Origin of the sequence: Pelagicoccus sp. SDUM812002 (assembly GCF_031127835.1) — a bacterium.
In the GTDB taxonomy this organism is placed as follows: Bacteria; Verrucomicrobiota; Verrucomicrobiia; order Opitutales; family Opitutaceae; genus Pelagicoccus.
This window is the reverse complement of sequence record NZ_JARXHX010000007.1, coordinates 62,512-83,692: the sequence shown is the minus strand read 5'-3', so window position 1 is coordinate 83,692 and position 21,181 is coordinate 62,512. Positions and strand designations below refer to the sequence as shown.

Annotated in this window: 15 protein-coding genes; 12 read left to right on the top strand and 3 right to left on the bottom strand. The window is 49.0% G+C overall.

The window, feature by feature from the left end; all coding sequences use genetic code 11:
* The first annotated feature begins 130 nt into the window (after positions 1 to 130).
* Positions 131 to 3,667, top strand: a complete 3,537-nt coding sequence (locus QEH53_RS11985; RefSeq protein WP_309023434.1) for a DEAD/DEAH box helicase — start codon at positions 131 to 133, stop codon at positions 3,665 to 3,667.
* A gap of 441 nt (positions 3,668 to 4,108) precedes the next feature.
* Here QEH53_RS11985 and QEH53_RS11980 read toward each other — a convergent pair whose 3' ends face one another.
* The 3 genes from QEH53_RS11980 to QEH53_RS11970 form a co-directional block, all read right to left on the bottom strand.
* Positions 4,109 to 4,318: a hypothetical protein gene (locus QEH53_RS11980; RefSeq protein WP_309023433.1), complete on the bottom strand. Its 210-nt coding sequence runs from the start codon at positions 4,316 to 4,318 to the stop codon at positions 4,109 to 4,111.
* Positions 4,311 to 4,856, bottom strand: a complete 546-nt coding sequence (locus QEH53_RS11975) for a hypothetical protein (protein WP_309023432.1) — start codon at positions 4,854 to 4,856, stop codon at positions 4,311 to 4,313. The genes QEH53_RS11980 and QEH53_RS11975 overlap by 8 nt, the downstream gene beginning before the upstream one ends.
* Positions 4,857 to 5,231: 375 nt before the next feature.
* Positions 5,232 to 5,744: a transcription termination/antitermination NusG family protein gene (locus QEH53_RS11970; RefSeq protein ID WP_309023431.1), complete on the bottom strand. Its 513-nt coding sequence runs from the start codon at positions 5,742 to 5,744 to the stop codon at positions 5,232 to 5,234.
* A gap of 1,125 nt (positions 5,745 to 6,869) precedes the next feature.
* Here QEH53_RS11970 and QEH53_RS11965 point away from each other — a divergent pair.
* The 11 genes from QEH53_RS11965 to QEH53_RS11920 all read left to right on the top strand — a co-directional run bounded on the left by QEH53_RS11965 (position 6,870) and on the right by QEH53_RS11920 (position 21,146).
* The gene (locus QEH53_RS11965) at positions 6,870 to 7,427 is read left to right on the top strand and encodes a hypothetical protein (protein WP_309023430.1); all 558 of its coding nucleotides are present in this window, start codon (positions 6,870 to 6,872) and stop codon (positions 7,425 to 7,427) included.
* 114 nt (positions 7,428 to 7,541) lie between these two features.
* Positions 7,542 to 8,819 (top strand): nucleotide sugar dehydrogenase, encoded by a 1,278-nt coding sequence (locus QEH53_RS11960; protein WP_309023429.1) that lies wholly within the window; start codon positions 7,542 to 7,544, stop codon positions 8,817 to 8,819.
* Between the two features lie 43 nt (positions 8,820 to 8,862).
* Positions 8,863 to 9,915: an NAD-dependent epimerase/dehydratase family protein gene (locus QEH53_RS11955; protein ID WP_309023428.1), complete on the top strand. Its 1,053-nt coding sequence runs from the start codon at positions 8,863 to 8,865 to the stop codon at positions 9,913 to 9,915.
* Positions 9,916 to 10,425: 510 nt separating this feature from the next.
* The gene (locus QEH53_RS11950; RefSeq protein WP_309023427.1) at positions 10,426 to 11,448 is read left to right on the top strand and encodes a hypothetical protein; all 1,023 of its coding nucleotides are present in this window, start codon (positions 10,426 to 10,428) and stop codon (positions 11,446 to 11,448) included.
* Positions 11,438 to 12,544 carry a glycosyltransferase gene (locus QEH53_RS11945; RefSeq protein WP_309023426.1) on the top strand — a complete coding sequence of 369 codons (1,107 nt, stop codon included), beginning with the start codon at positions 11,438 to 11,440 and terminating at the stop codon, positions 12,542 to 12,544. Before QEH53_RS11950 ends, QEH53_RS11945 begins: the two co-directional genes overlap by 11 nt.
* A gap of 121 nt (positions 12,545 to 12,665) precedes the next feature.
* On the top strand, positions 12,666 to 13,937 hold the full coding sequence (locus QEH53_RS11940) for an O-antigen ligase family protein (protein WP_309023425.1): 1,272 nt from the start codon (positions 12,666 to 12,668) through the stop codon (positions 13,935 to 13,937).
* Between the two features lie 217 nt (positions 13,938 to 14,154).
* On the top strand, positions 14,155 to 15,405 hold the full coding sequence (locus QEH53_RS24455) for a glycosyltransferase family 4 protein (protein ID WP_369426440.1): 1,251 nt from the start codon (positions 14,155 to 14,157) through the stop codon (positions 15,403 to 15,405).
* Positions 15,406 to 15,682: 277 nt separating this feature from the next.
* Positions 15,683 to 16,555: a glycosyltransferase family 2 protein gene (locus QEH53_RS11935; RefSeq protein ID WP_309023424.1), complete on the top strand. Its 873-nt coding sequence runs from the start codon at positions 15,683 to 15,685 to the stop codon at positions 16,553 to 16,555.
* 432 nt (positions 16,556 to 16,987) lie between these two features.
* The gene (locus QEH53_RS11930; protein WP_309023423.1) at positions 16,988 to 17,926 is read left to right on the top strand and encodes a methyltransferase domain-containing protein; all 939 of its coding nucleotides are present in this window, start codon (positions 16,988 to 16,990) and stop codon (positions 17,924 to 17,926) included.
* A 630-nt stretch (positions 17,927 to 18,556) separates the two neighbouring features.
* Positions 18,557 to 20,023 carry a lipopolysaccharide biosynthesis protein gene (locus tag QEH53_RS11925; protein WP_309023422.1) on the top strand — a complete coding sequence of 489 codons (1,467 nt, stop codon included), beginning with the start codon at positions 18,557 to 18,559 and terminating at the stop codon, positions 20,021 to 20,023.
* A complete protein-coding gene (locus QEH53_RS11920; RefSeq protein WP_309023421.1) occupies positions 20,010 to 21,146 on the top strand; it encodes a DegT/DnrJ/EryC1/StrS family aminotransferase in 1,137 nt (378 codons plus the stop codon). Before QEH53_RS11925 ends, QEH53_RS11920 begins: the two co-directional genes overlap by 14 nt.
* Positions 21,147 to 21,181: the final 35 nt, after the last annotated feature.

Genomic DNA, 21,181 nt, shown 5'->3' with positions numbered 1-21,181 from the left:
GAAAAATCGAAAATCCAGGTGCGCCGGGCAAGTGGAAGCGCGCTCGTCACGCAATAGTGAAGTCCGATGCTACCCAGAAACAAAAACTCCTTTTCCAGGCCCCATGAAGGCGCTAGGCAAAGCCATTTAAATGGACGCTAGCCCGCTCAACGCCCTCGCCCAGTATCTCAGCACTTTCGATCCGCGCACGAAGAAACGTGGCAAGGCCTACGCCCGCGATGCCCGCGCTCTCGTCTCCTACACCACCAACCACGTCATCGAAGGGTACGTTGACGGTTCCCGGGAGTATTTCGTCCACTTCGGCTACGAACGCCACACAGGATGGGAAGCGGAATGCGATTGCCCCATCGGATACGAATGCAAACACGCCTTCGCCCTCGGCGCAACGGTGCTGGCCGAGAACGGGCATCCCCTTGCCAGCGCCGCTCCCACAAAAAAAGCCGTCCGGAGAGCAAAGAACGGCCTATTCGCTCCCGCCCAAAAAATTCTCGACCGTCCCCTCAACGCCAAAGAGGAACGCTTTCTCGAACGCGTGCAAAAAGCATGGCACCTCTTCCAAGAGGAAGGCGTCGCCAGCGACGACGTGCTCACCCTGCTAGCCAACCAAGACGTCCACTACCGCACCTGGAAACAAATCGACCGCCTCGGTTTATACCTCAACGAACCCCCTCAGGATCCCCTCGAACTGCTCGGCTACGCCTGCATCTATTTCAAACTCAACGAAGTCAACGTTCCTCCCTTTGCGAAGAAGCTGCTCGACCTCACCGACTACCAAGCCCGCGTCAAACGCAACCTCCACCTCAACGAAATCCGATCCTGGAAGGCCACCTTGGAGCAATCCTCGAAAGCGCGATTACCCAAGGCATCGCCCCCCGCCGCTCCCATTCAGCTGGCCATGGTACTCGGCAAATCAAAGTGCGAAATACACGCCCGCAGCGAAGGTCCCTACCACCGCGTCGACAGCGCGCAACTTCAGGAATTGAGAGAATCGACCGCAACCAACCTGTCCACCCAAGCGATCGCATTCCTAGGCGCCGCGGAGCACTTCCTCCAACACTGGCGCGGAGCCAGCACCGCCCCCACCACCCAATACGCCCGAGCATTCCTGCACCGTCTCCTCCAGCATCCCGAACTTCGCAACCATGTTTTGGATACAAGCCACACCCCGATCCGGTGGAGCGACAAGCCTCTTCGCTGGATCGCCAGCAAGTCCATTTCCGGAAAAGAACCCCAAGCCCAGCTCCGACTCTGTCTGCCAAGCGGAAAGCCACTCCCCCAAAACGCTATCGTTCTGCAGCTGCTGAACTACGACACCTACGGAAATGCCTCCCCTGCCGAGGACGACGCCCCTCTTTACCTGAGCAAGGACAAAGTCTACCCGGGGCCTCCGCCTGTGGAGGGCAAGACGACCCTTGCCCTACCGTGGGAAGTAATCGAATCCGAACAGGGAGTCGCCTTCCTTCGTTCGCAAGGAAGCGAGCTCCCTCCCGAAATCGCAGAACGCGTCGATACCCTCCAGCCCCAGCTCAGGCTTCGCGCGAGCACGATTGAAACTCCGAGTTCATGGGGCAGAACCCGCAGCCTGCATGTCGAGCTAGAAGCCGTCGACGCTCAAAACCGTCCCCTTCGACACTTTACGCCGACCGGGTGGAGCCATACGGAAGAGGAGCCAGCCTCCCACTCCACAGAGCGTATCCAACTCGTGGATCCCAGCGCCCTTCTCGATCTCTCTTCCGTCCTGTCGAAGTTCAGTCTGAAGTGGGACGAACCGCTCACCCATTGGCACCGTCCCCTACGCGACGTAACTGATCTCCCCGACTTCGGATCATGGCTGCAAACCCTTCCCCCCGAGATAAACGTCGAGCTCAGCCCCGACCTCGCCGGCCTCGACAGCGCCCCCGTATCCCTTAGCTACGAAGTCGATATCCAAGAAACGGATACCCGTGATTGGTTCGACGTGAAACTGGTCCAACGCGTCGGCGACACCCAGCTCACCGACGAGGAAATGCAGCTCCTGCTAGCCGCCCCCGGACGCTTCGTCCAGCTCCCCAGCGGCCAATGGCGACGCCTCGACATCGAGACCACTCCAGAAACCACCGAGCTCATGCAAGAACTCGGCATGGAAAAATCAGACGGCACCCAACGCCTCCACACCCTGCAGTTGCAAAACGAAGCCGCCAGCTCCGCCCTCACCGAACAAGCCAAAGCCCAGCTACACGCCCGACTCGACACCCTTCGCGCCCAAAAGCTCCCCACTCCCCCCCGTCCCTTCGGCAAGATCCTGCGACCCTACCAACGCGACGGTTTCCAATTCCTCTGCCAGCTCACCCAACTCAGCTTCGGCGGCATCCTCGCCGACGATATGGGCCTCGGCAAAACGCTGCAAGCCCTCGCCTGGCTCGTCTGGCTCAAAGCCAACCGACCAAAACCCAAATCCGCCTTCCGCGTCCTCGTCGTCTGCCCCAAGTCCGTCATGGACAATTGGCTCTCCGAACCCGGAAAATTCAAGACCGGCCTCACCTCCGCCCGCCACCAGAGCAAGCCCGACGCCCCTCAAGCCAATGCCCTCGCCGCCGCCAACCTCGTCGTCGCCAACTACACCCAGCTGCGAAGCAGCGCCGACGCCTTCCTCGCCGAAACCTGGGACGCCATCATCCTCGACGAAGCCCAATACATCAAGAACCCCGCCTCCCAGACCGCTCGAATCGCCTGCCAGCTCGCCACCCCGCACCGGATCGTGCTCACCGGCACCCCCATCGAAAACCGCTCCCTCGACCTCTGGAGCCTGCTCCGCTTCGCCATGCCCGGGGCCCTTGGCTCGCAGGCCCAATTCAAGCGCCTCTACAACGAAAAGAAAGATCCGCAAGCCCTCCCCCGCCTCGCCCGCCGCATCCAGCCCTTCCTCCTGCGACGCACCAAGCGCGAAGTCGCCCAAGACCTCCCCGACCGCATCGAAGAAGAGCTGCACTGCCAGCTCGAAGGCGCCCAAGCCAAGCTCTACCAAGCCGAACTCAAAAAAGCCCGACAACTCCTCGTCGAGGTAAAAACCAAACGCCAGTTCGACAAAAGCCGCTTCAACATCCTCCAGTCCCTGCTGCGCCTGCGCCAGATCTGTTGCGACCCCCAGCTCCTCGGAGCCAAGCCCAGCAAAACGCCCTCCGCCAAGACCCAAGCCCTCCTAGAGCACATACAACCCCTCGTCGAAGAAGGCCACAAGATCCTCGTTTTCAGCCAATTCGTATCCATGCTCGAGCTCCTGCAGCCCGCACTCGACGCCATCGGCATCCCCAGCCTCATGCTCACCGGCAAAACCCAAGACCGAGCCGCTCTCGTCGAACGTTTCCAAAAACCCGATACAGAAAAAGTCTTCCTCCTCTCCCTCAAAGCCGCCGGCAGCGGACTCAACCTCACCGCCGCCAGCTACGTCGCTCTCTTCGACCCCTGGTGGAATCCCGCCGTGGAAGCGCAAGCCATCGACCGCACCCACCGCATCGGCCAAAAGCGCCAAGTCATCGCCTACCGCCTCATCGCCAAAGACACCATCGAAGAAAAGATCCGCGCCCTGCAGAAAGAAAAATCCCAGCTCGCCAGCACCCTCATCGACGACCCATCCCTCGCCACCGCCCTCGACCTCGATACCATCCGCGTCCTCCTCGCAGAGACGTAGGTACCGAGCAACGCGACACTCGCGGAGTCATACGACAAGACACGACCTTGCCCGCGATGTGTTGATAGTCCAAACCCACTTTCCCTATACCACAAAAAGACCCAAGCAATCCTACAACCCCCAGCCTTCGCTATAGCAAAGGTCCCTCATCGGTTAGTTCTTCGCGCCTTTTGTTTCGTCGCAAAGCTCCTCAAGTGTTGTCGCTACCGCTCCTCGGTAGTGGCCAAAAAGAAACCTACTGTCGCCCCGCGACACCTACTCGCCCACAGGGCGACCTTACAAACGATTCCTCAAACTCTCTTGCCGAAACGAGCGCCCTATAAACGCCGCAATCGTCTCGTCCCTCCGCTCCTCAAGTGTCGCACAAGATGCTCGTTACCGCGTCCTTTTCAATCCTCCATAGCCTCTGGCGACGGACGGACAGCAGTTAAGAAAAACTCCTCACAACAGCCACTTCGTCCCTCGGATCGGCCCTCGTTTCGACACGTCTTCCGTCATGAACTGCTGAGCCCAGTTCAAAAAAGCCGATAGCTCGTCTGGCTCCAGCCGCCTACGCGTCCCCGCCCGCAACGATTCGAACGCCTTTCGCCGCTCCTCCGAAAGAGCATCCTCCAGAAACTCCCTCTTTTCCTCCTCGCTCAACCTAGCCATTCGCCTTCTTCAGCTCCTCCAACAATTCCTCCCGCTCAAAAAGCGAAAAATAGTCTTCCAGCAACTCCCAATCCATAGAACGACCTTCTGGCTTGGAAGCTGCAAGCAAAGCCCTCATATCCTCCAGCTCGCGTTCCTCTCGTTTTGGATCATTCACCAAAGCCTGAAGCTTCAGACCAATCAAATCCTCAGGTTGCAACTCAACCAAGGCGCCAACCGCCGATGACCTCAACTCCGCTCGCTTAAGCATTGCCTTGGAAATGCTCCGATGGGCTAGCAACGCATCTATTTGTCCAAACGGAGCAAGATCCGAAACGTACTGAGCGACATCGCCGCTCTTGAAAACGACGTGGTAGGAATACTCCGAAAGTACTGCCTCAGCTTTCTCTAGATCCTCCAAGAGCAGCAAAAAATCCAAGTCCAACGTGGCCCGTGTCGCACCCCACAATCCTAATGCGTATCCACCGATCAACGCATAGCGAACCCCCGCTTCATCCAGGTCCCGAAGGACCCTGTTCGTTACCAACTGAAAATCCATAGCCACATTACACAAACCCTGCCTCACATTCTCCCCGCATCCAGCAAAATGTCTCAGTTTCACCTACCCGCACTAGAAGTGCACTGGTATCGTGTCACATATCAAAAATCGTATGACGTAGCACTAGGTTTGATCCATGTCAGTACAGCTCGCGTAACGGGGAGCAGAATGATTGCGACGAAGGGCATGGCTCGTCAAATATACTGCTGGAATCAGGTCTGACTTTGTGAAATCTTATCAACTTAACGGGATCGAGGACAACTTAATTCACTCACCTTCGCTCCTCGGGCTACCTAGTTGCCACCCGTAGCAAAGCAACGGCGGACGGTCCCTCCTTATAGGTAAAACTCGAAACCTCGAATCCGTAACCCATTCTCAAGTCTGGTCCATTACTTTCCGTATGCCCTCAGAATCGACGTCCACCTCGACCGCCCGACCAAGGAATTCGATCAGGACCCGGGCTCGCTTCCTAGCGGGTATCAACTCTCGTACGGTTCCCCGAGTTCCCCCAAATAATCGACCAACCAATTCGATCGAGTCGCCCACGCAGACAGCCGACCGAGTCTCCATGACTTGCTCTACCTCCACGCATACGAGTTTCAGGCCCTCGATCTCCGATTCCAAGAGACTTGGGTAACGCTCACCCATTTGCACGAAATCAAGCACGCCTCGGGCGTACTTCACTTTCCTCAGGTCAGCCGACAAATCGACCTTGGCGAAAAGATATCCCGGAAACAAAGGTTCCCTTACGAGCTGGCCTGCTCGGCTTCTCCGGCCGAGACGGGACACCATCGGCAGGAAACAGTCCACGCCCAACTCCCTTCTAAGCCGATTCAGGGCGATACGTTCCTGATTCAACTTTGTCCGCAAACAATACCACCGCTTCATACCTCGACACGTCAATTCACCTGCCATTCAACAGTCAATCCCTGAGTAGCATCACCCACGGCTCAAGCTCCACGCCCATAGGCCACTGTCCTCCGTCCCCTAGCTGACTTGCTAACTATTTCGAACTGACCGCTTGAACGGGGCTCCAAACATCTGATTCGGAGAACTCTGACTTCGAAAGTGAGCCGATTATGAAACTGACTCAAGCCTCTCCAATTGCTCATTTTCGAATCTTAAGTCTTCCAAATACAGCGAAGGCGGAGCCACTCAACTTGCTTGCCACTCCAGTCACCCTACATCACCGCCAATATACACAACTAGACTCCGAGTTGATATCCTGCCCTATAGATACCTACGATCTCAAGTTTCTGCTGACTCTACCCTGTCGCTAGAATAGGCCTAGTTCTAATGCCAATCGCTCAGCTACAACAAAACTTCCGCATTCTTTGACGTCCGTGGGGTTCATCTCAATCGCTGGTCCGCATGTCTCCAATTGTCCAAAGCCTTCCAAGCGCCCCCGATTCTTTGCACCATCGGCGGTTGGCTCAATCTCTTCGCAGCGTTCAGCTTTGACCCACCATCTTCAAGTCCGCCTTGCACGGGATAACGTTCATTTTTTCTTGAACAGTTCGAACACCACGCTAAACAGAGCCTCCTACCGGACCTAGAGCCAAAGCCGAGAGTACGAAGGTACAATTGAATTCGGAGCTTCGAATCTAAATCCCAATAAACTGGTTTCCACACCGCTAGACCTCGCCAAGGCAAACGCTCTCACCCTCCATTTGGGTCTGTTAAACCTTAGACACTCGTTCTTCCCCGACGGCCTCAGTTCCCACCCACTGAACAGCCTGTGGCGGCAGCCACTCAGAATCCTGGGGCATTCAGGAAACATCCGAAGTTCAAAACCTGCGCTAGACACCAAGGTTTATCCAGAAGAACCTCTGAGTAAGCTAAAAAGGACTTTCTTCACCATCAGCAAAAACGCGAAACGCTAACTCAAAGCCTACAGCGAGAACCCCACGGACCACCGTTAGAACTCTGAAACTGTAGCCTTGATTCTCGAACCTCCAGCTCCCCCTTAGTGAGGCCTTTGAACCTTGCACCGAAAATAACTTATCTACCAAGATGGCCAACAACCTGTCACGCCATAGCCATTCTCCAACTAATGGCACGAAGGCGGATGCACACCCGCCTTTAAGCGAGCCGCAACGCGAGCTCATTGCGTTCTTCGTGAACGCCGCCCAAGCCTTCGGATTGCCCAAGTCCTATGGCGAGATCTTCGGGCTTTACTTCGCCTCAGAGCCCCCACTCGCGCTCGATGACGTCGTCGCCCGTCTCCAGATCAGCAAAGGCTCCGCCAGCCAGGGCATCCGTTTCCTGCGTAGCATCAATGCTCTCAATTCCGCCTACCTCCCCGGCGACCGCCGAGACCACTACACCGCCGAGACTAGCCTGCGACGCATCGCGGACGGCTTCATCGGGCAGCGCATCCGCCCCCAACTCAAAGACGGCGCAACCCGACTAAGAAACGTTACTCCGCGAGGAAGCGACTCGTCCGACCCGGTTGTCTTGGACCGTATCGACACCATTTCTTCCTGGACAAAGAAAGCCGACTTGCTCTTCCCCGTCGTCAGCAAATTCCTAGGCACAACGAAAGTCAAAGACACGAAACCCACAATATGACTCTAACACTGGACAAGCTTACCTCGATTCAAAACGTCCCCAGCAGACCTCCTATATTGCGTTGACAGCGGCGCCCCTTCGCGAACACCCGCAATCAAATATTTTAGCTTCATTATGACAAAAATAGCCATCATCGGACTCGGGTACGTTGGCCTCCCTCTGTCCATCCGATTCTGCGAATCCAACGTTCAAGTACTCGGACTCGACGTTGATCAATCAAAAGTCGACAAGCTCAATGCAGGAAAAAGCTACATCAAGCATATCGACTCGGAACAGATAACCTCTATTACTCAGTCGAATCAATTTGAGGCCACCACCAACTTTTCTCGCATCGAAGAGGTAACAGCCGCGATAATTTGTGTGCCCACCCCCTTAAACAAATACCGCGAGCCTGACTTATCATACGTGCTCGATACAGGAAGAGCAATCGCTCCACACCTCAGCAAAGGCAATCCCAATAAGCTTGTGGTACTCGAGAGTACAACTTATCCCGGAACCACCGAGGACGAACTTCGCCCCATTCTCGAGGAAGGATCCGGACTGACAGCCGGAGAAGGATTCTACTTGGCCTATTCCCCAGAGCGAGAAGATCCAGGTCGCACCGACCACGGCGTCAAGACAATCCCAAAGGTAATGGGTGGCTATACACAAAACTGCTTAGACAGATGCGTCGCACTCTACACCAAGGCTATCGATGCCGTACACCCTGTTCCATCTTGTCGCGTCGCTGAAGCCACCAAACTCACGGAAAACATCTTCCGATCCGTCAACATAGCCTTGGTAAACGAACTAAAGGTTGTATACGAAAGAATGGGGATCGACGTCTGGGAAGTAATAAATGCAGCTGCCACCAAACCCTTCGGTTACATGCCTTTTTACCCTGGTCCCGGCCTAGGTGGGCACTGCATTCCCATCGACCCATTCTACCTTACCTGGAAAGCAAGAGAGTACGACCAACACACGCGCTTCATCGAGCTAGCAGGCGAGATCAATGCGAACATGCCAAATTACGTCATTGCACGTGTAGCGGAGGCCCTGAATGAGAGATCACAATCTGTCAACGGCTCTCGAATTCTTTTGCTTGGCATCGCCTACAAGCCAAATGTGGACGATGATCGTGAGTCTCCGAGCTATGCTCTTATGGGAAAGCTGGAATCAATGGGGGCACAGGTTGAATACAACGATCCACATGTCCCTTTCATACGGCCCAGCCGCGAACACTCAAGATTCGCAGGTCGCAAGTCAGTCCCAATTCTCGACAACTATGACTGTATCCTCGTCGCTACCAACCACGAGATTTACAAAAAAACGGATTTCTCCCACTTTCGATGCCCAATCGTGGACACCCGAAACTGCATCTCGCCTCGACCTGCAAACTATTATAAAGCCTAATCTCTCCCATTGCTACCTTCAGTCTAACTAAAATCACTATTTCATGAAATACTTAATTACCGGAGCAGCGGGTTTTATCGCTTCAAGAACCACTGAACTTCTTCTTCGACAAGGGCACGAAGTCATTGGGATCGACAATTTAAATGAATACTACGACGTCCGCCTAAAGCACTACCGCCTTTCACGAATTGCAAATGAGAACGTTGCCAATCCCGAGGTTCGCGAAAAACTAAAATCTGCATATCGCAGCCAATCGAGCATTTCGATTCCAAAGTTCCAGGCCGGTGCCTTTTCGTTCGAACTCTTAGACATTGAAAATAAACCCGAGGTTCTCGATCTCTTCAACCGACATAAGTTCGATGGCGTTTTTAATCTCGCTGCAAGAGCGGGCGTCCGATACAGCATGGAAAATCCAGATATATACATGCGCACAAATGCCATGGGAACGCTGAACCTAATGGACGGCATGAAAAAGTTCGGTGTTAAAAAGCTGGTGCTAGCTTCAACGTCCTCACTGTACGCCGGACAAGAAATGCCTTTCACCGAGAAGCTAGCAGTGAACACCCCGATTTCGCCGTACGCCGCGTCAAAAAAGGCTGCGGAAATGCTCGCCCACAGCTACAGCTACTTGTACGAAATCGACGTATCCATCGTTAGGTACTTCACAGTATTCGGTCCTTGCGGCAGACCAGACATGTGCATCTTCCGCTTCATCAAGTGGATAGACGAAGGTACGCCAATTGAGCTTTTCGGTGACGGATCCCAATCACGTGACTTCACATTTGTAGACGACATAGCGAAAGGCACCATCGCGGCACTAAAACTTGTCAGTTATGAGGTATTCAACCTTGGAGGAGGCAAAAACCCAATCTCCCTTGACGAGATTATATCATGGATAGAAGAATCGCTCGGCAAGCAAGCCTCGAGACTTAAAAAGCCTTTTCACAAAGCAGACATCAAAGAAACGTGGGCTGACATATCAAAAGCCGACAGGATTCTTGACTGGTCACCAAAAACAGAGGTCCGCGATGGAGTGGAACAATGTATTCAATGGTATCTCGCTAATCGCTCTTGGCTCAACTCCGTAAAGCTATAGAATAAGCCTTCCTCCTGCCGGTTCTTTTATCACCCCCAAAAGTCGCTGACCGTAGAAACTCAGATTAGCCATAAATCTGTTTTTAATGCGAATATAACTAAACATTCAAAGCCGCATATAATGCTCCCGACAGACAAACAGTAGAATGCGAATAAAATTAAGCGTTACGATCTCAGGGCTTCCCTAGGAGATGGTACAATCAAACCGCCGCTTGAGAAGCAAAGAGATGTGCATGAAAAGATAGGTTCTCTATTGTCCTAGGCAACATCCTAAAGCAAATGGGAAAAACCAGACCTACTTTATCGATTCGCATATTAGATAACCCATAATCAACCTCATTCAGGTAACAATAATACCTGCGTATTCGTCTACAACTGAGTTTAATATCCTATACTGCATTCGCCCAGATAGCTCTCGAGCATATCGCTCTGAAGGCGAAACATAACTAAGAAGAAATAACGTATAAATAAAAACGCCTAGCCTACCAACCCATAATAGAACGATATTAACATGCTAGCAATCGCCCATCGCAACAATAGTTTTAGCCATGAGTGGATCCAGTATTGCGAGAAACACAATGTCCCATACAAAACAGTCGACCCCTACTCCTCGGACATTATCGCCAAAACTGCTGACTGCCGTGGATTCATGTGGCACTGGGCCCACCATGACCCCAAAGCCGTTTTGTTCGCCCGACAATTGACGCATTCACTAGAGCGCGTAGGATTAAAGGTGTTCCCAGACACCAATACAGGTTGGCATTTCGACGACAAAATAGGACAAAAATACCTCCTAGAATCAATTAGAGCACCGGTAGTACCTAGTTACGTATTTTACGACAAAGTAGAATCACTAGCATGGGCCCAACGAAGCGATTATCCAAAGGTTTTTAAACTCCGCAGCGGAGCCGGCGCGGAGAACGTGAAACTTGTCGCAGACTATTCAGCAGCCAAGAGAATGATTCGTCGCATGTTCGGGAAGGGCCATCGGGCGAAAAGAAGGCTACACTCAATTAAAGAAAGACTGTGGCACTATAGGCGTGACAAAACATTCAAGTCATTCATTGCCTTAAGCAAGGGAATTGCGAGAATCCTCTGGCCCGACGAACGACTAAAAAAGTTACCTGTCGAGAAAAACTACTTCTACCTTCAGGAATTCATCCCACACAACGACCATGACATACGAGTTATCGTAGTTGGCCATCGGGCTTTTGCAATAAAACGCATGGTACGCAAGGGAGACTTTCGCGCTTCTGGAAGCGGCACAATCATACATGATCCTGCAGAGATCCCGATTGAATGTATAAAACTAGCGTTCACTACATCAAAGCGTCTGCAGGCTCAATGTCTCGCCTATGATTTCATTTACGACGATAGCCAACCTCGCATCATTGAAATAAGCTATGCATTTGCCCCAGGAGGTTATACCTCGTGCCCCGGATATTGGAACGAGGAGCTGAACTGGACAGCAACGAGCTTCACTCCACAACACTTTATCATAGAGGATTTTATACGAGATTGCGATGTCCGATAAGAAGATTACATTCCTGATAAATTCACTGGGCGGAGGAGGAGCGGAGAATGTTTGCGCCATCCTAGCTAATGGATTAGCAAAAAGCGGGTGGAAGATTACACTTATAGTCCTACATCTAGAGCACTCTATTCATCATAAACAACTCGATAATACAATCGATATTGTAGTACTAGAAAAGCAACATTCTCGGACAGCACTAATATCATTAATAAAGCACATCCTCAAAAGTAGACCCAATAAATTCCTCGTTTTTAACCATCAGTTAGCTATTTGTTTAGTCCTCGCTCGCATTTTGCTTCGTGAAGACTTCGCTATCATATCCAGAAACATAAGCACCCTATCCGAAGCACGCAAAATCCAAGGTTCATTTTGGCATAAACATGCGGTGGACTATATTCTAAAACTATTCTATAGCAAGGTTAACAGAATTATCGCGCAATCCCATGACATGCGCAAAGATCTGACTGACTACTACAGTATAAACCCCAGCAAAATAGTTGTTATTCCAAATCCGATCAATCCAGGGATCGACGAGCATCGCATGAAGAATATCAACGATGTAGATAATAAACGGGACTATCTCCTTTGCGTAGGACGTCTGGAACCCGCAAAAGCATTCGATTACGCTATTAGAGCTTTCTCAATTATTAAGAACGATTTCCCGCATCTCAGACTAAAGTTCGTAGGCTCCGGCAGCTCGGAAGATTTGTTGCGGGCTAATGCGAGAGCGTTGAAAGTAGAGCATCTCGTAGACTTTGAAGGTTTTCAGTTAAACACGAGTCCCTACTACGCTAATGCAAAAGCAACGATTCTCACGTCGCTGTACGAAGGATTTCCCAATGTGCTGATTGAATCGATAGCCCATGGAACCCCGGTCATTGCCTTTGACTGCAAAAGCGGACCGAACGAAATAATTGAGGAAAACGTCAACGGCCACTTAGTTAGATACCAAGACGAACCTCACCTCGCCAAGGCAATGCGCCAGGCAGCGGGACGAGATTGGGACGCGTCTACTGTCTGCGCCACAGCAGCACGCTATTCACCCGAACCGATTCTCTCACGTTACGCCGAAGAAATATCGAATCTGACCGCCTAAGACGGATATGAAGGAGCTCCGCCTAGTTGTTTTTATCGATAATCGTATACGATAACACAATAGCAAACACTTTTTGACCAGTCTGGCATCACCGCTTCCATATTTTGCAACACCATCACACGTGATCCAATCAAAGAATAACCTAGAAGGCTCTCGAAAGATGTATTCGTGGGCTCCCAAAGGCAGCTGGATATTTGGTGCCTTTGCATTTTATCTCCTATTGATATTTAGTTTGTCAGAATACAAAATACGTTTTCTGGATTGGTCTTCAGGTATATTAATCTCCGGCTTCGTCTCAATTTTTATCCTATTGCGTAGAAGAATAGCAAAAAAAGAGGCCTATACAATCCTTCTTCCACTACTCTGGACTTTCTTTGCCCTTATAATTACCCCTTTCGCAATAGACATCTCCCTACACTTGGAGAAACTTTCACTATCAATAACCTTCAATATTATTGCTGCATTCACAATCATAACAGTATTCTCTAGGCAACATCTATACCCTCAAGCGATCACCATTACAACTTCGTCTTGGATTATATTAAATTTGTGTTTTTTCCTACTTTGGTCAAACGGATCCTATGAATATAAAGCCGGAAACTTTTCTGGTATACTCCGAAACCGCAACGAGTTCGCGATTCAAACCATTTCACTCTTATCGATGATGCTGTTTTTTGCCCGAGGAAACTTCCTCAAAGGTTTTTTAATAGCCGTTGGGGGAATTATGATCTTAGCCACGCTTTCCTTAAAGGGCTTTCTCTTCTTCTTTTTTGTGCTATTTTACCCACTCTATTTATCGTCAGGACTACGAAGGCGGGTAATTGCCATAGCGACAGGGACCATTGTCGTCATAGCTGCATACCTACTGCTCCCAAGCATTCAGCAGCGCATAAACAGTGTCGCCGTAGCCTTTTACAACCCAACCGAATTGGATGCTAGCCAAAGCGCTCTCCTGCGCATGTGGCTAGCGGTCGAAGGCCTAAAAGTGGCTTCCGAAAATCCAATAACGGGAGTAGGCGTAGACAACTCAAGGCTCGTCCTCATCCCTCCAGGTCTTGAAGCACGAGGAGAAGAAGAGGGCTTCTACAGTCACAACAATTACATCGAGATGTTATTGAACGCTGGCGTAGCGGGATTGATTCTGTACTACGTCCCAATCCTCTATATGTTTTTTAGCGTAAAACGTAGACATCCGTATTACAAGGCCATCAAGACGCTATCGGCGTTTCTTCTACTAGCAGGTTTCGGAATGGTTCAATACAATAATTTCTCAATGACCATTCTCTACGCCACGGTAATCTTCCTGAAATTATACTACACGGACCTCCAATCCAACATAACAGCCAAACGACCGGGTTATCACACAATCCCAGATTCGGTCGAAATTGGCTAGGGCGCTTCCCGTAGAATAGACTTTGGTTCAAAAACAACTACCACGAGCCAGAGAAGTCGATCAAGCAAGAGGACTTCAGCTCCCTAAGGATACGAACAATTTTCACAAACAAACATTTAGACAAATTTATTCTTATTAGAAAAATGGCGTATTAACATAGCTAGCTTTCTAAACAACTCGTAAAGCACTAATCTCCTCTACTATCACTAAAAAAGCAATGACCTCGATCAGCAAGTCTGGGAAACTATGCTACGAAACCAGAACAGGCCACACGAACCTATCGCAAGGCCAACCGGACAATCAAAACATCCCGCAAAAACACAAGTCACTTGCGAAGACGAACAATGTCCGCGGCCACAGAGTTCGCGTGCTTTTCATTGCATCCTGCTTGGTACGTGCTGGCCCAACGAACCAGCTGCTATACTTGATACGCAATCTACCGCGTTCTACATTTCGACCCATTATTCTAACTATATTCGAGGAACCCAAACAATCACTGCTAGATCAGTTCGAGAAAGAAGGAATAGACGTTCAGTCACTTAACCTGAAAAAGAAGACAACCAATGCATACTCACTCCTAAGGAATGCGCACAAAGCGATTAAGATCGCTCCAGACGTCGTTCACACGCAAGGAGTCATCGCAGATACCCTAGGGTTTCTACTATTTCCCACGCAACACCTAGCAACCCTTCGCAACTACCCTCCTTACGACTATCGGGACATATTTGGAGGACGAAAAGCTCAAGTCATCGCTCGCCTACACCTCACCCTACTTTCCATCACGAACGTTGTTTCGTGTTCCTATGCAATCCGAAAGCGAATAGAGTACTTCAACAGGATACGCTCACAGGTGGTACAGAATGGAGTCGAAACACGTCGATTTTCACAGACTAGTCAACAAAGCAAAAAAGAATCACGACAAGCGCTTAACCTAGATCAGGATTCATATTACATTTTAGTATCCGGCAACCTGATTACTCGCAAAAACGTAGAAACGATAATAGTCGCATTCAAAAGATTAAACATTAACGCACACCTCCTTATTGCAGGAGGTGGTGAACTGAGAGATAGTTTGAAAAATCGGTACGGCTGCAGAAATATACACTTTTTAGGCCTCGTTCAAGATATCATAAACTTATACCATTCCGCTGACCTGCTAGTATCAGCTTCAAGATCCGAAGGCTTACCTAATTCAGTCTTGGAAGCCATGTCCACAGGTTTGGAATTGCTTATTTCGGACATCCCCGAGCATCGCGAACTACTATCAAAACATCCAACTCCAAAAGCATTTTTGTTTCACCCAACAGACGTCAATGATCTGGCAAAGAAGATCCTCGCTGCTTCGAACCGAAGGTCCAAAAGAGCCGGAATAGCGTTTCGACATATCGCCTGCAAGCATTTCTCCGCTCAAAAGATGTCTGAGAAATATCAAAACATATACTTGAAATTCAGATGCCGACAGTACTAGCCGGCAGGCTGACCAGCAGACCCATCGTAGAAGGCCTCCCGAAATCCTACTCTTGCCTTCACGCACAGGCTGCCGTTTTCGAAAGCGATAGCTTCCACGTAGAAGCCATTAATAAAGCATACATAGGAACTGAAAAATGGACATCTATCAATCACCCCTCAAACCACCTCGCAATCGTTACGCAGCGACCCTGGAACCAACAGGGAAGCGACACAACCAACGATAGCTTCGCTCCTATTGTTAAATCCCCACAAAATAGCCATCCAGAGTCGCTAAAATGAAATCCGAAAAAGAGACAATTTCCGCTTCAATCGTAGCGTTCAACAACACCTACGAGGAGGTAAAAGCTGTAGTCGACTGCCTACTTCAGTCTGATCGCGTAAAAAGAATCGTTGTCATCGATCATTCACCATCAATTGAACTAGCGACCATTTCAGAACACTGCACTGTCAAATACATCCACAATCCAAGCAACCCTGGGTTTGGTGCTGGTCACAACGTCGCGTTAAACGAACCGGAACGTACAGAGGATTTTCACCTTATTTTAAATCCCGACGTGTCATTCAACCTACAAACAATTGAGAACCTCTGCACCTTCGCAATCGCAAATCCAAATGCAGGCATCTGCATTCCAAAGATTCTCAACACCGACGGCACAGTCCAACATTTACTAAAACTGCTGCCAACGCCCCTAACCTTTCCAGTACGAAGACTACCGGCACTGGCTGCATTTAAACATTCAATCAATCAAAAATTCGAACTGCATCAAATCGACCAAAAGCGGCCATCTGAAATCAACGTTGTTTCCGGATGCTTTGCCTTCATAAAAGGCGTTGCTATAACCGCTGGATGCCGTTTTGATGAGCGTTTCTTCCTTTACTTTGAAGATTTCGATCTAACAAGACAGATCACACGTACATACAAAGCCTACTACGTTCCTACGGCAACCGCATATCATAAATATGGGAATGGTTCGAGGCATAGCACTCGGCTGCTATTTGTTGCGATAACCTCCTACATTCGTTATTTTAACAAATGGGGATGGTTTCTAGATCGAGACCGACAACTAAGGAATAAGGCTGCCCTGAACAGGATGGCTACAGAACAAACAGACGCCGACGCTGCACGACAAGACCCGTCTTCTTCCTAATCCTAGAACTCGCAAACTTCTACGCGCTTCAACAGTTGATGCGGTATTCTACATTACGCACGCAATAGCATTTTGATAAAACAAACCTTCTTGAAGAATGTTGCCACTTTTTGCAAACCCTGATGCCTTACACTTTATTAAAAACAATTGAAGAACTTCAAGAAAACGGCCATACGAACCTCCGAAGCATCTTGCCCGTACTGTACCCTTGCATCAAAGCCACCTCAAAAACAACTCAAATGGGCGAAAGCAAAGCACCACGAAACCTACGAAACAGCAATACTTTGAGGTGAGTCATAACGCACTCCAGACACCATCCCCCTAGGTAATCATTGACTTCGTTTTTAAATAGCATTCCACTGATACTTTTACAATATTACGCCTCAAAAGAAATGCGGCATATTTTGCTTACCACCAACCAACAGATAACAAATGAATTGGAAGATTAAGTCGGCTATACAAAACGGAGTTGCGTCCCTTCCATCCGGCGTTTCCTACGAGCTATACTACTGGATTCAACGTCGCTTCGGAAATCTAAAAGTGTTTAACCCCGAACCGAGATTAGGCACCGGCGTTTGGATTTGGAACCTAATTTCCAGCCTCGACCAAAATCCAAGCGACAAGGTCTTTCTCGAAGTGGGCACCGGCAGAGCCCCCATTGTTCCACTGTCACTGTGGCTCTTAGGAGCGAAAAAAACATATACATATGATGCCAACCCTTATCTCAAGCTTGAACTAATCAGAGAGTCATTGCGACACATTCAATCCAACCACGAACAGATACGCTCTATCTACGGAGAACAACTCATGGATGAGCGGTTCGAAAGCCTCAGTGAATTCAGCAAAAGCAAACGTTATTCGATCGATGATTTTCTCCAGCATACGCAAATAGAGTATGTCGCGCCGGGTGACGCGTCAGATACAGGCTTAACCCCCGACTCCATAGACTATCATATATCCTACACCGTTTTCGAGCATGTCCCACCAAGTATCCTGCGGAGCATTCTACGAGAAGGAGCAAGAATTATCAAAAAAGACGGGCTCTTCATTCACCGCATAGACTACAGCGACCACTTCTCCCATTCCGATAAGAAAATTAGTGCAGCTAATTTCCTAAAGTATAGCGATTCTGAATGGGAAAAATTGGCCGGCAACCGTTATATGTATATGAACCGGCTGAGACACGATGATTACATAGAGTTATTCACTTCTAATAGCATTAAACCTGTCTCCGTCTACCCAACCGAAGACAAGCGGTCGCTACGACTGTTACAGTCTGGAGAGATTACACCTGATAATCGGTTCCATGAAAAGACAAACGAAACACTTTCCATACGGGGAGCCTCGATCATCGCCAGGAAGGAACCCTGATTTACAAATTTCCAATCAATACAGATCACGTCCGCAGCCCCCGGCCTACACCATATGCGTTTTAGCAGCTTAAAGATACAAGGTCGCTAGACTTACCCGTCTCGAGAACTGAACACTCAGGACAATCTATTCCAATCTTCTCGATGCACCGCATCGACTCGCAGTTTGAAGCAACGTTCATTTCGACACCTCAAAAATTGAGGGCGAATCCTCGAACCTATCTTATTACCTGACCGGACAAGCTAAGCAAACTGAAGCGTGCTCACTTGCCCACCGTGCAACAGAGTTAGGCTTCGGCACAAGAAGCTTCAGAACACAACAAACCTTTTTAAGGCCTAAGTTACCTAGAGCCGACTAGCTGACCTCGACAGAGTTGATCCTGCAGCCTAACATCCCCACGTTGGCAGAAATATCGTTGAAATGATCGCAGCCAAACTAGAAACAATCTTCGAAAAGAACTCACTACCAAGCGATCACGGACAGAACAAACCAGCCGATTTCCAAGAATTCATTTTACTGGTATCTTGCTTTTCACCTTAGTCTAAATCTTGGTTTTAATACCCCTTGTCTCTCCAATCGACTTTCGCGAGAGAAGGTCAAAAGCCTTTCTAAAAGCATCGAGCCCAAAATTTGACCTTAAAACAAAAAACTGCCAGCGGTCTCCTTTGGAGCTTTGTCGACAATTTCGCCAACCTTAGTATACAATTTGTTGTTGGAATTATTCTTGCACGAATACTTCTACCTCACGACTTCGGACTCGTAGGCATACTCACTTTCTTCATCGCAATCTCGCAGTCTCTCGTCGATGGAGGATTCCCGCAGGCTCTCATTAGAAAAGAGAGATGCACTCAAACAGACTACTCAACAGTCTTCTTTTTCAACCTAGCTGCGGGACTTTTCGCGTCCCTTACACTTTATCTCAGTGCACCCACAATCAGTCAGCTTTTCGAGGAGCCAACACTGGAACCTCTACTCCGAGTCTTTTCCATCGTCCCTATCATTCGATCTTTGACTGCCATTCAAGAAACACAATTAATCAAGAAGGTTAATTTCAAGCTGCAAGCTAGGATCTCGATAATTGCCTCAACCACTTCTGGCATCGGAGCCGTAGCAATGGCATACAATAATTTCGGAGTGTGGAGCTTAGTAGCGCTCCAACTTAACAAACAACTAGTAAACTCACTATTACTATGGAGTTGGAATCGCTGGCTCCCTTCCTTCACCTTTAGTAGAGATTCTTTCAAAGAACTTTTTGACTTCGGAAGCAAATTGCTAGCGAGCAGTATAATTAGTAGTGCCTACCAGAACATCCAATTCATTGTAATAGGAAAGTTCTTTTCTATTTCCGAGTTAGGATACTACACAAGAGCAATTCAATTCCGCAACCTTCCAGCTCAAAATATAACTACAGTAATTCAACGGGTAACCTATCCAATTCTATCCAGCATACAAAGCGACATTCCACAACTAAGAGTAACCTATCAAAAGCTCATACGCTGCACGGTCTTCATAACGTTCACACTCGTAATCGGCATGGCATCACTAGCGGAGTCTCTAATCACCACACTAATCGGTGAGAAATGGTTACCAGCAGTAATTTATTTACAAATGCTCTGCTTCATCGGTATGTTCTACCCACTACATGCACTGAACCTTAATATACTAAAAACCCGCGGAAGGTCTGACCTGTTTCTAAAATTAGAGATCATTAAGAAACTTTTAGCCACCGTCCCCCTCGGAATTGGAATTGCATTCGGAATAAAAGCAATGATAGGAGGCATGATGATAAATACACTCATCTCCTACTATTTGAATAGCCAATGGAGCGGTAGACTTATAAACTATCCAATTTATCAACAAATAAGAGACATTGTCCCTTCTTTCACTCTAGCCTGCAGTATGGGTATAGTCGTCCACATAGCAGGACTTGCGTCTCCAACTAACGGGTTTTGGACGCTCTTGGCTCAAATGTCGCTAGGAGCAAGCTCCATTATTGCATATTGCGAATTAACCCGCTTTTCGGACTACATCGAAATAAAGAATTTGGTTTTGGAAAGACTGAAACCCTCCACAATTTTTAAAAATGAAAAACCTTAGCGATCCTATCTTCGTAACGCAACCCTCCCTACCTGAGCTCGATGAATTCATACCTTACCTAGAACAAATCTGGAAGAACAAACAATTAACGAATAATGGGCCTTTTCATCAGCAGTTTGAAAAGGAACTCGCAGAATATCTTGACGTCCCCTATATTTCACTTTTTGCCAACGGAACGCTCGCGCTCGTCACGGCACTACAGGTCCTGCGAATTACAGGTGAAGTAATCACTACACCCTACAGTTTTGTAGCTACATCACACAGCCTGTGGTGGAATAACATAAAGCCGGTGTTCGTAGACATAGAGCCGGAATTCTGTAATCTCGACCCGGAAAAGATCGAAGCGGCGATCACACCCAAAACGACCGCAATCTTGCCCGTTCACGTCTACGGAAATCCATGTGATACCAAACGAATCCAAGAAATTGCAGATACGTATGGTCTTAAAGTTATCTACGATGCTGCACATGCGTTCGGTGTGAACCACCGCGAGCAATCAATCTGTAGATTCGGAGATCTTTCCATGCTGAGCTTTCACGCCACTAAAGTTTTCAACACAATGGAGGGAGGAGCCCTTATTTGCAACGACGACGCAACCAAAAAACGAATCGATTTCCTCAAGAACTTTGGATTTGCCGGAGAAACAACCGTCATTGCTCCCGGCATCAACTCCAAAATGAACGAGATGCAGGCCGCTCTCGGTTTAGTGCAGCTGAAACACCATCAATCGAACATCGACAAGAGGAGTAAGCTGGCACATATCTATCGCAGTAAGCTCTCCCCCATCGATGGTATATCATTGCTACCAGAGCGCGAAAGCATGACTCCAAATCATTCTTACTTTCCAATTTTCGTTGACGAGAGAATATATGGCATAACACGAGACGAACTATACGACCGATTGAAAGACAACGGAATCTTCGGTCGACGCTACTTCTACCCATTGATCACCGAGTTTCCCATGTACAAAGGTCTCGAATCATCCGCTCCGTCAAACCTACCAGCAGCGAAACGAAAGGCAGAAGAGGTAATATGCTTGCCAATATACCCAAATCTAGAAATTCCAACTGCTCTCAAAATCTGCTCGATCATTTCTGACTGCAAAAGTCAGGCTAAACAATAGACCAAAGTCTTTCACCCAGCAACTATGGAGAAACG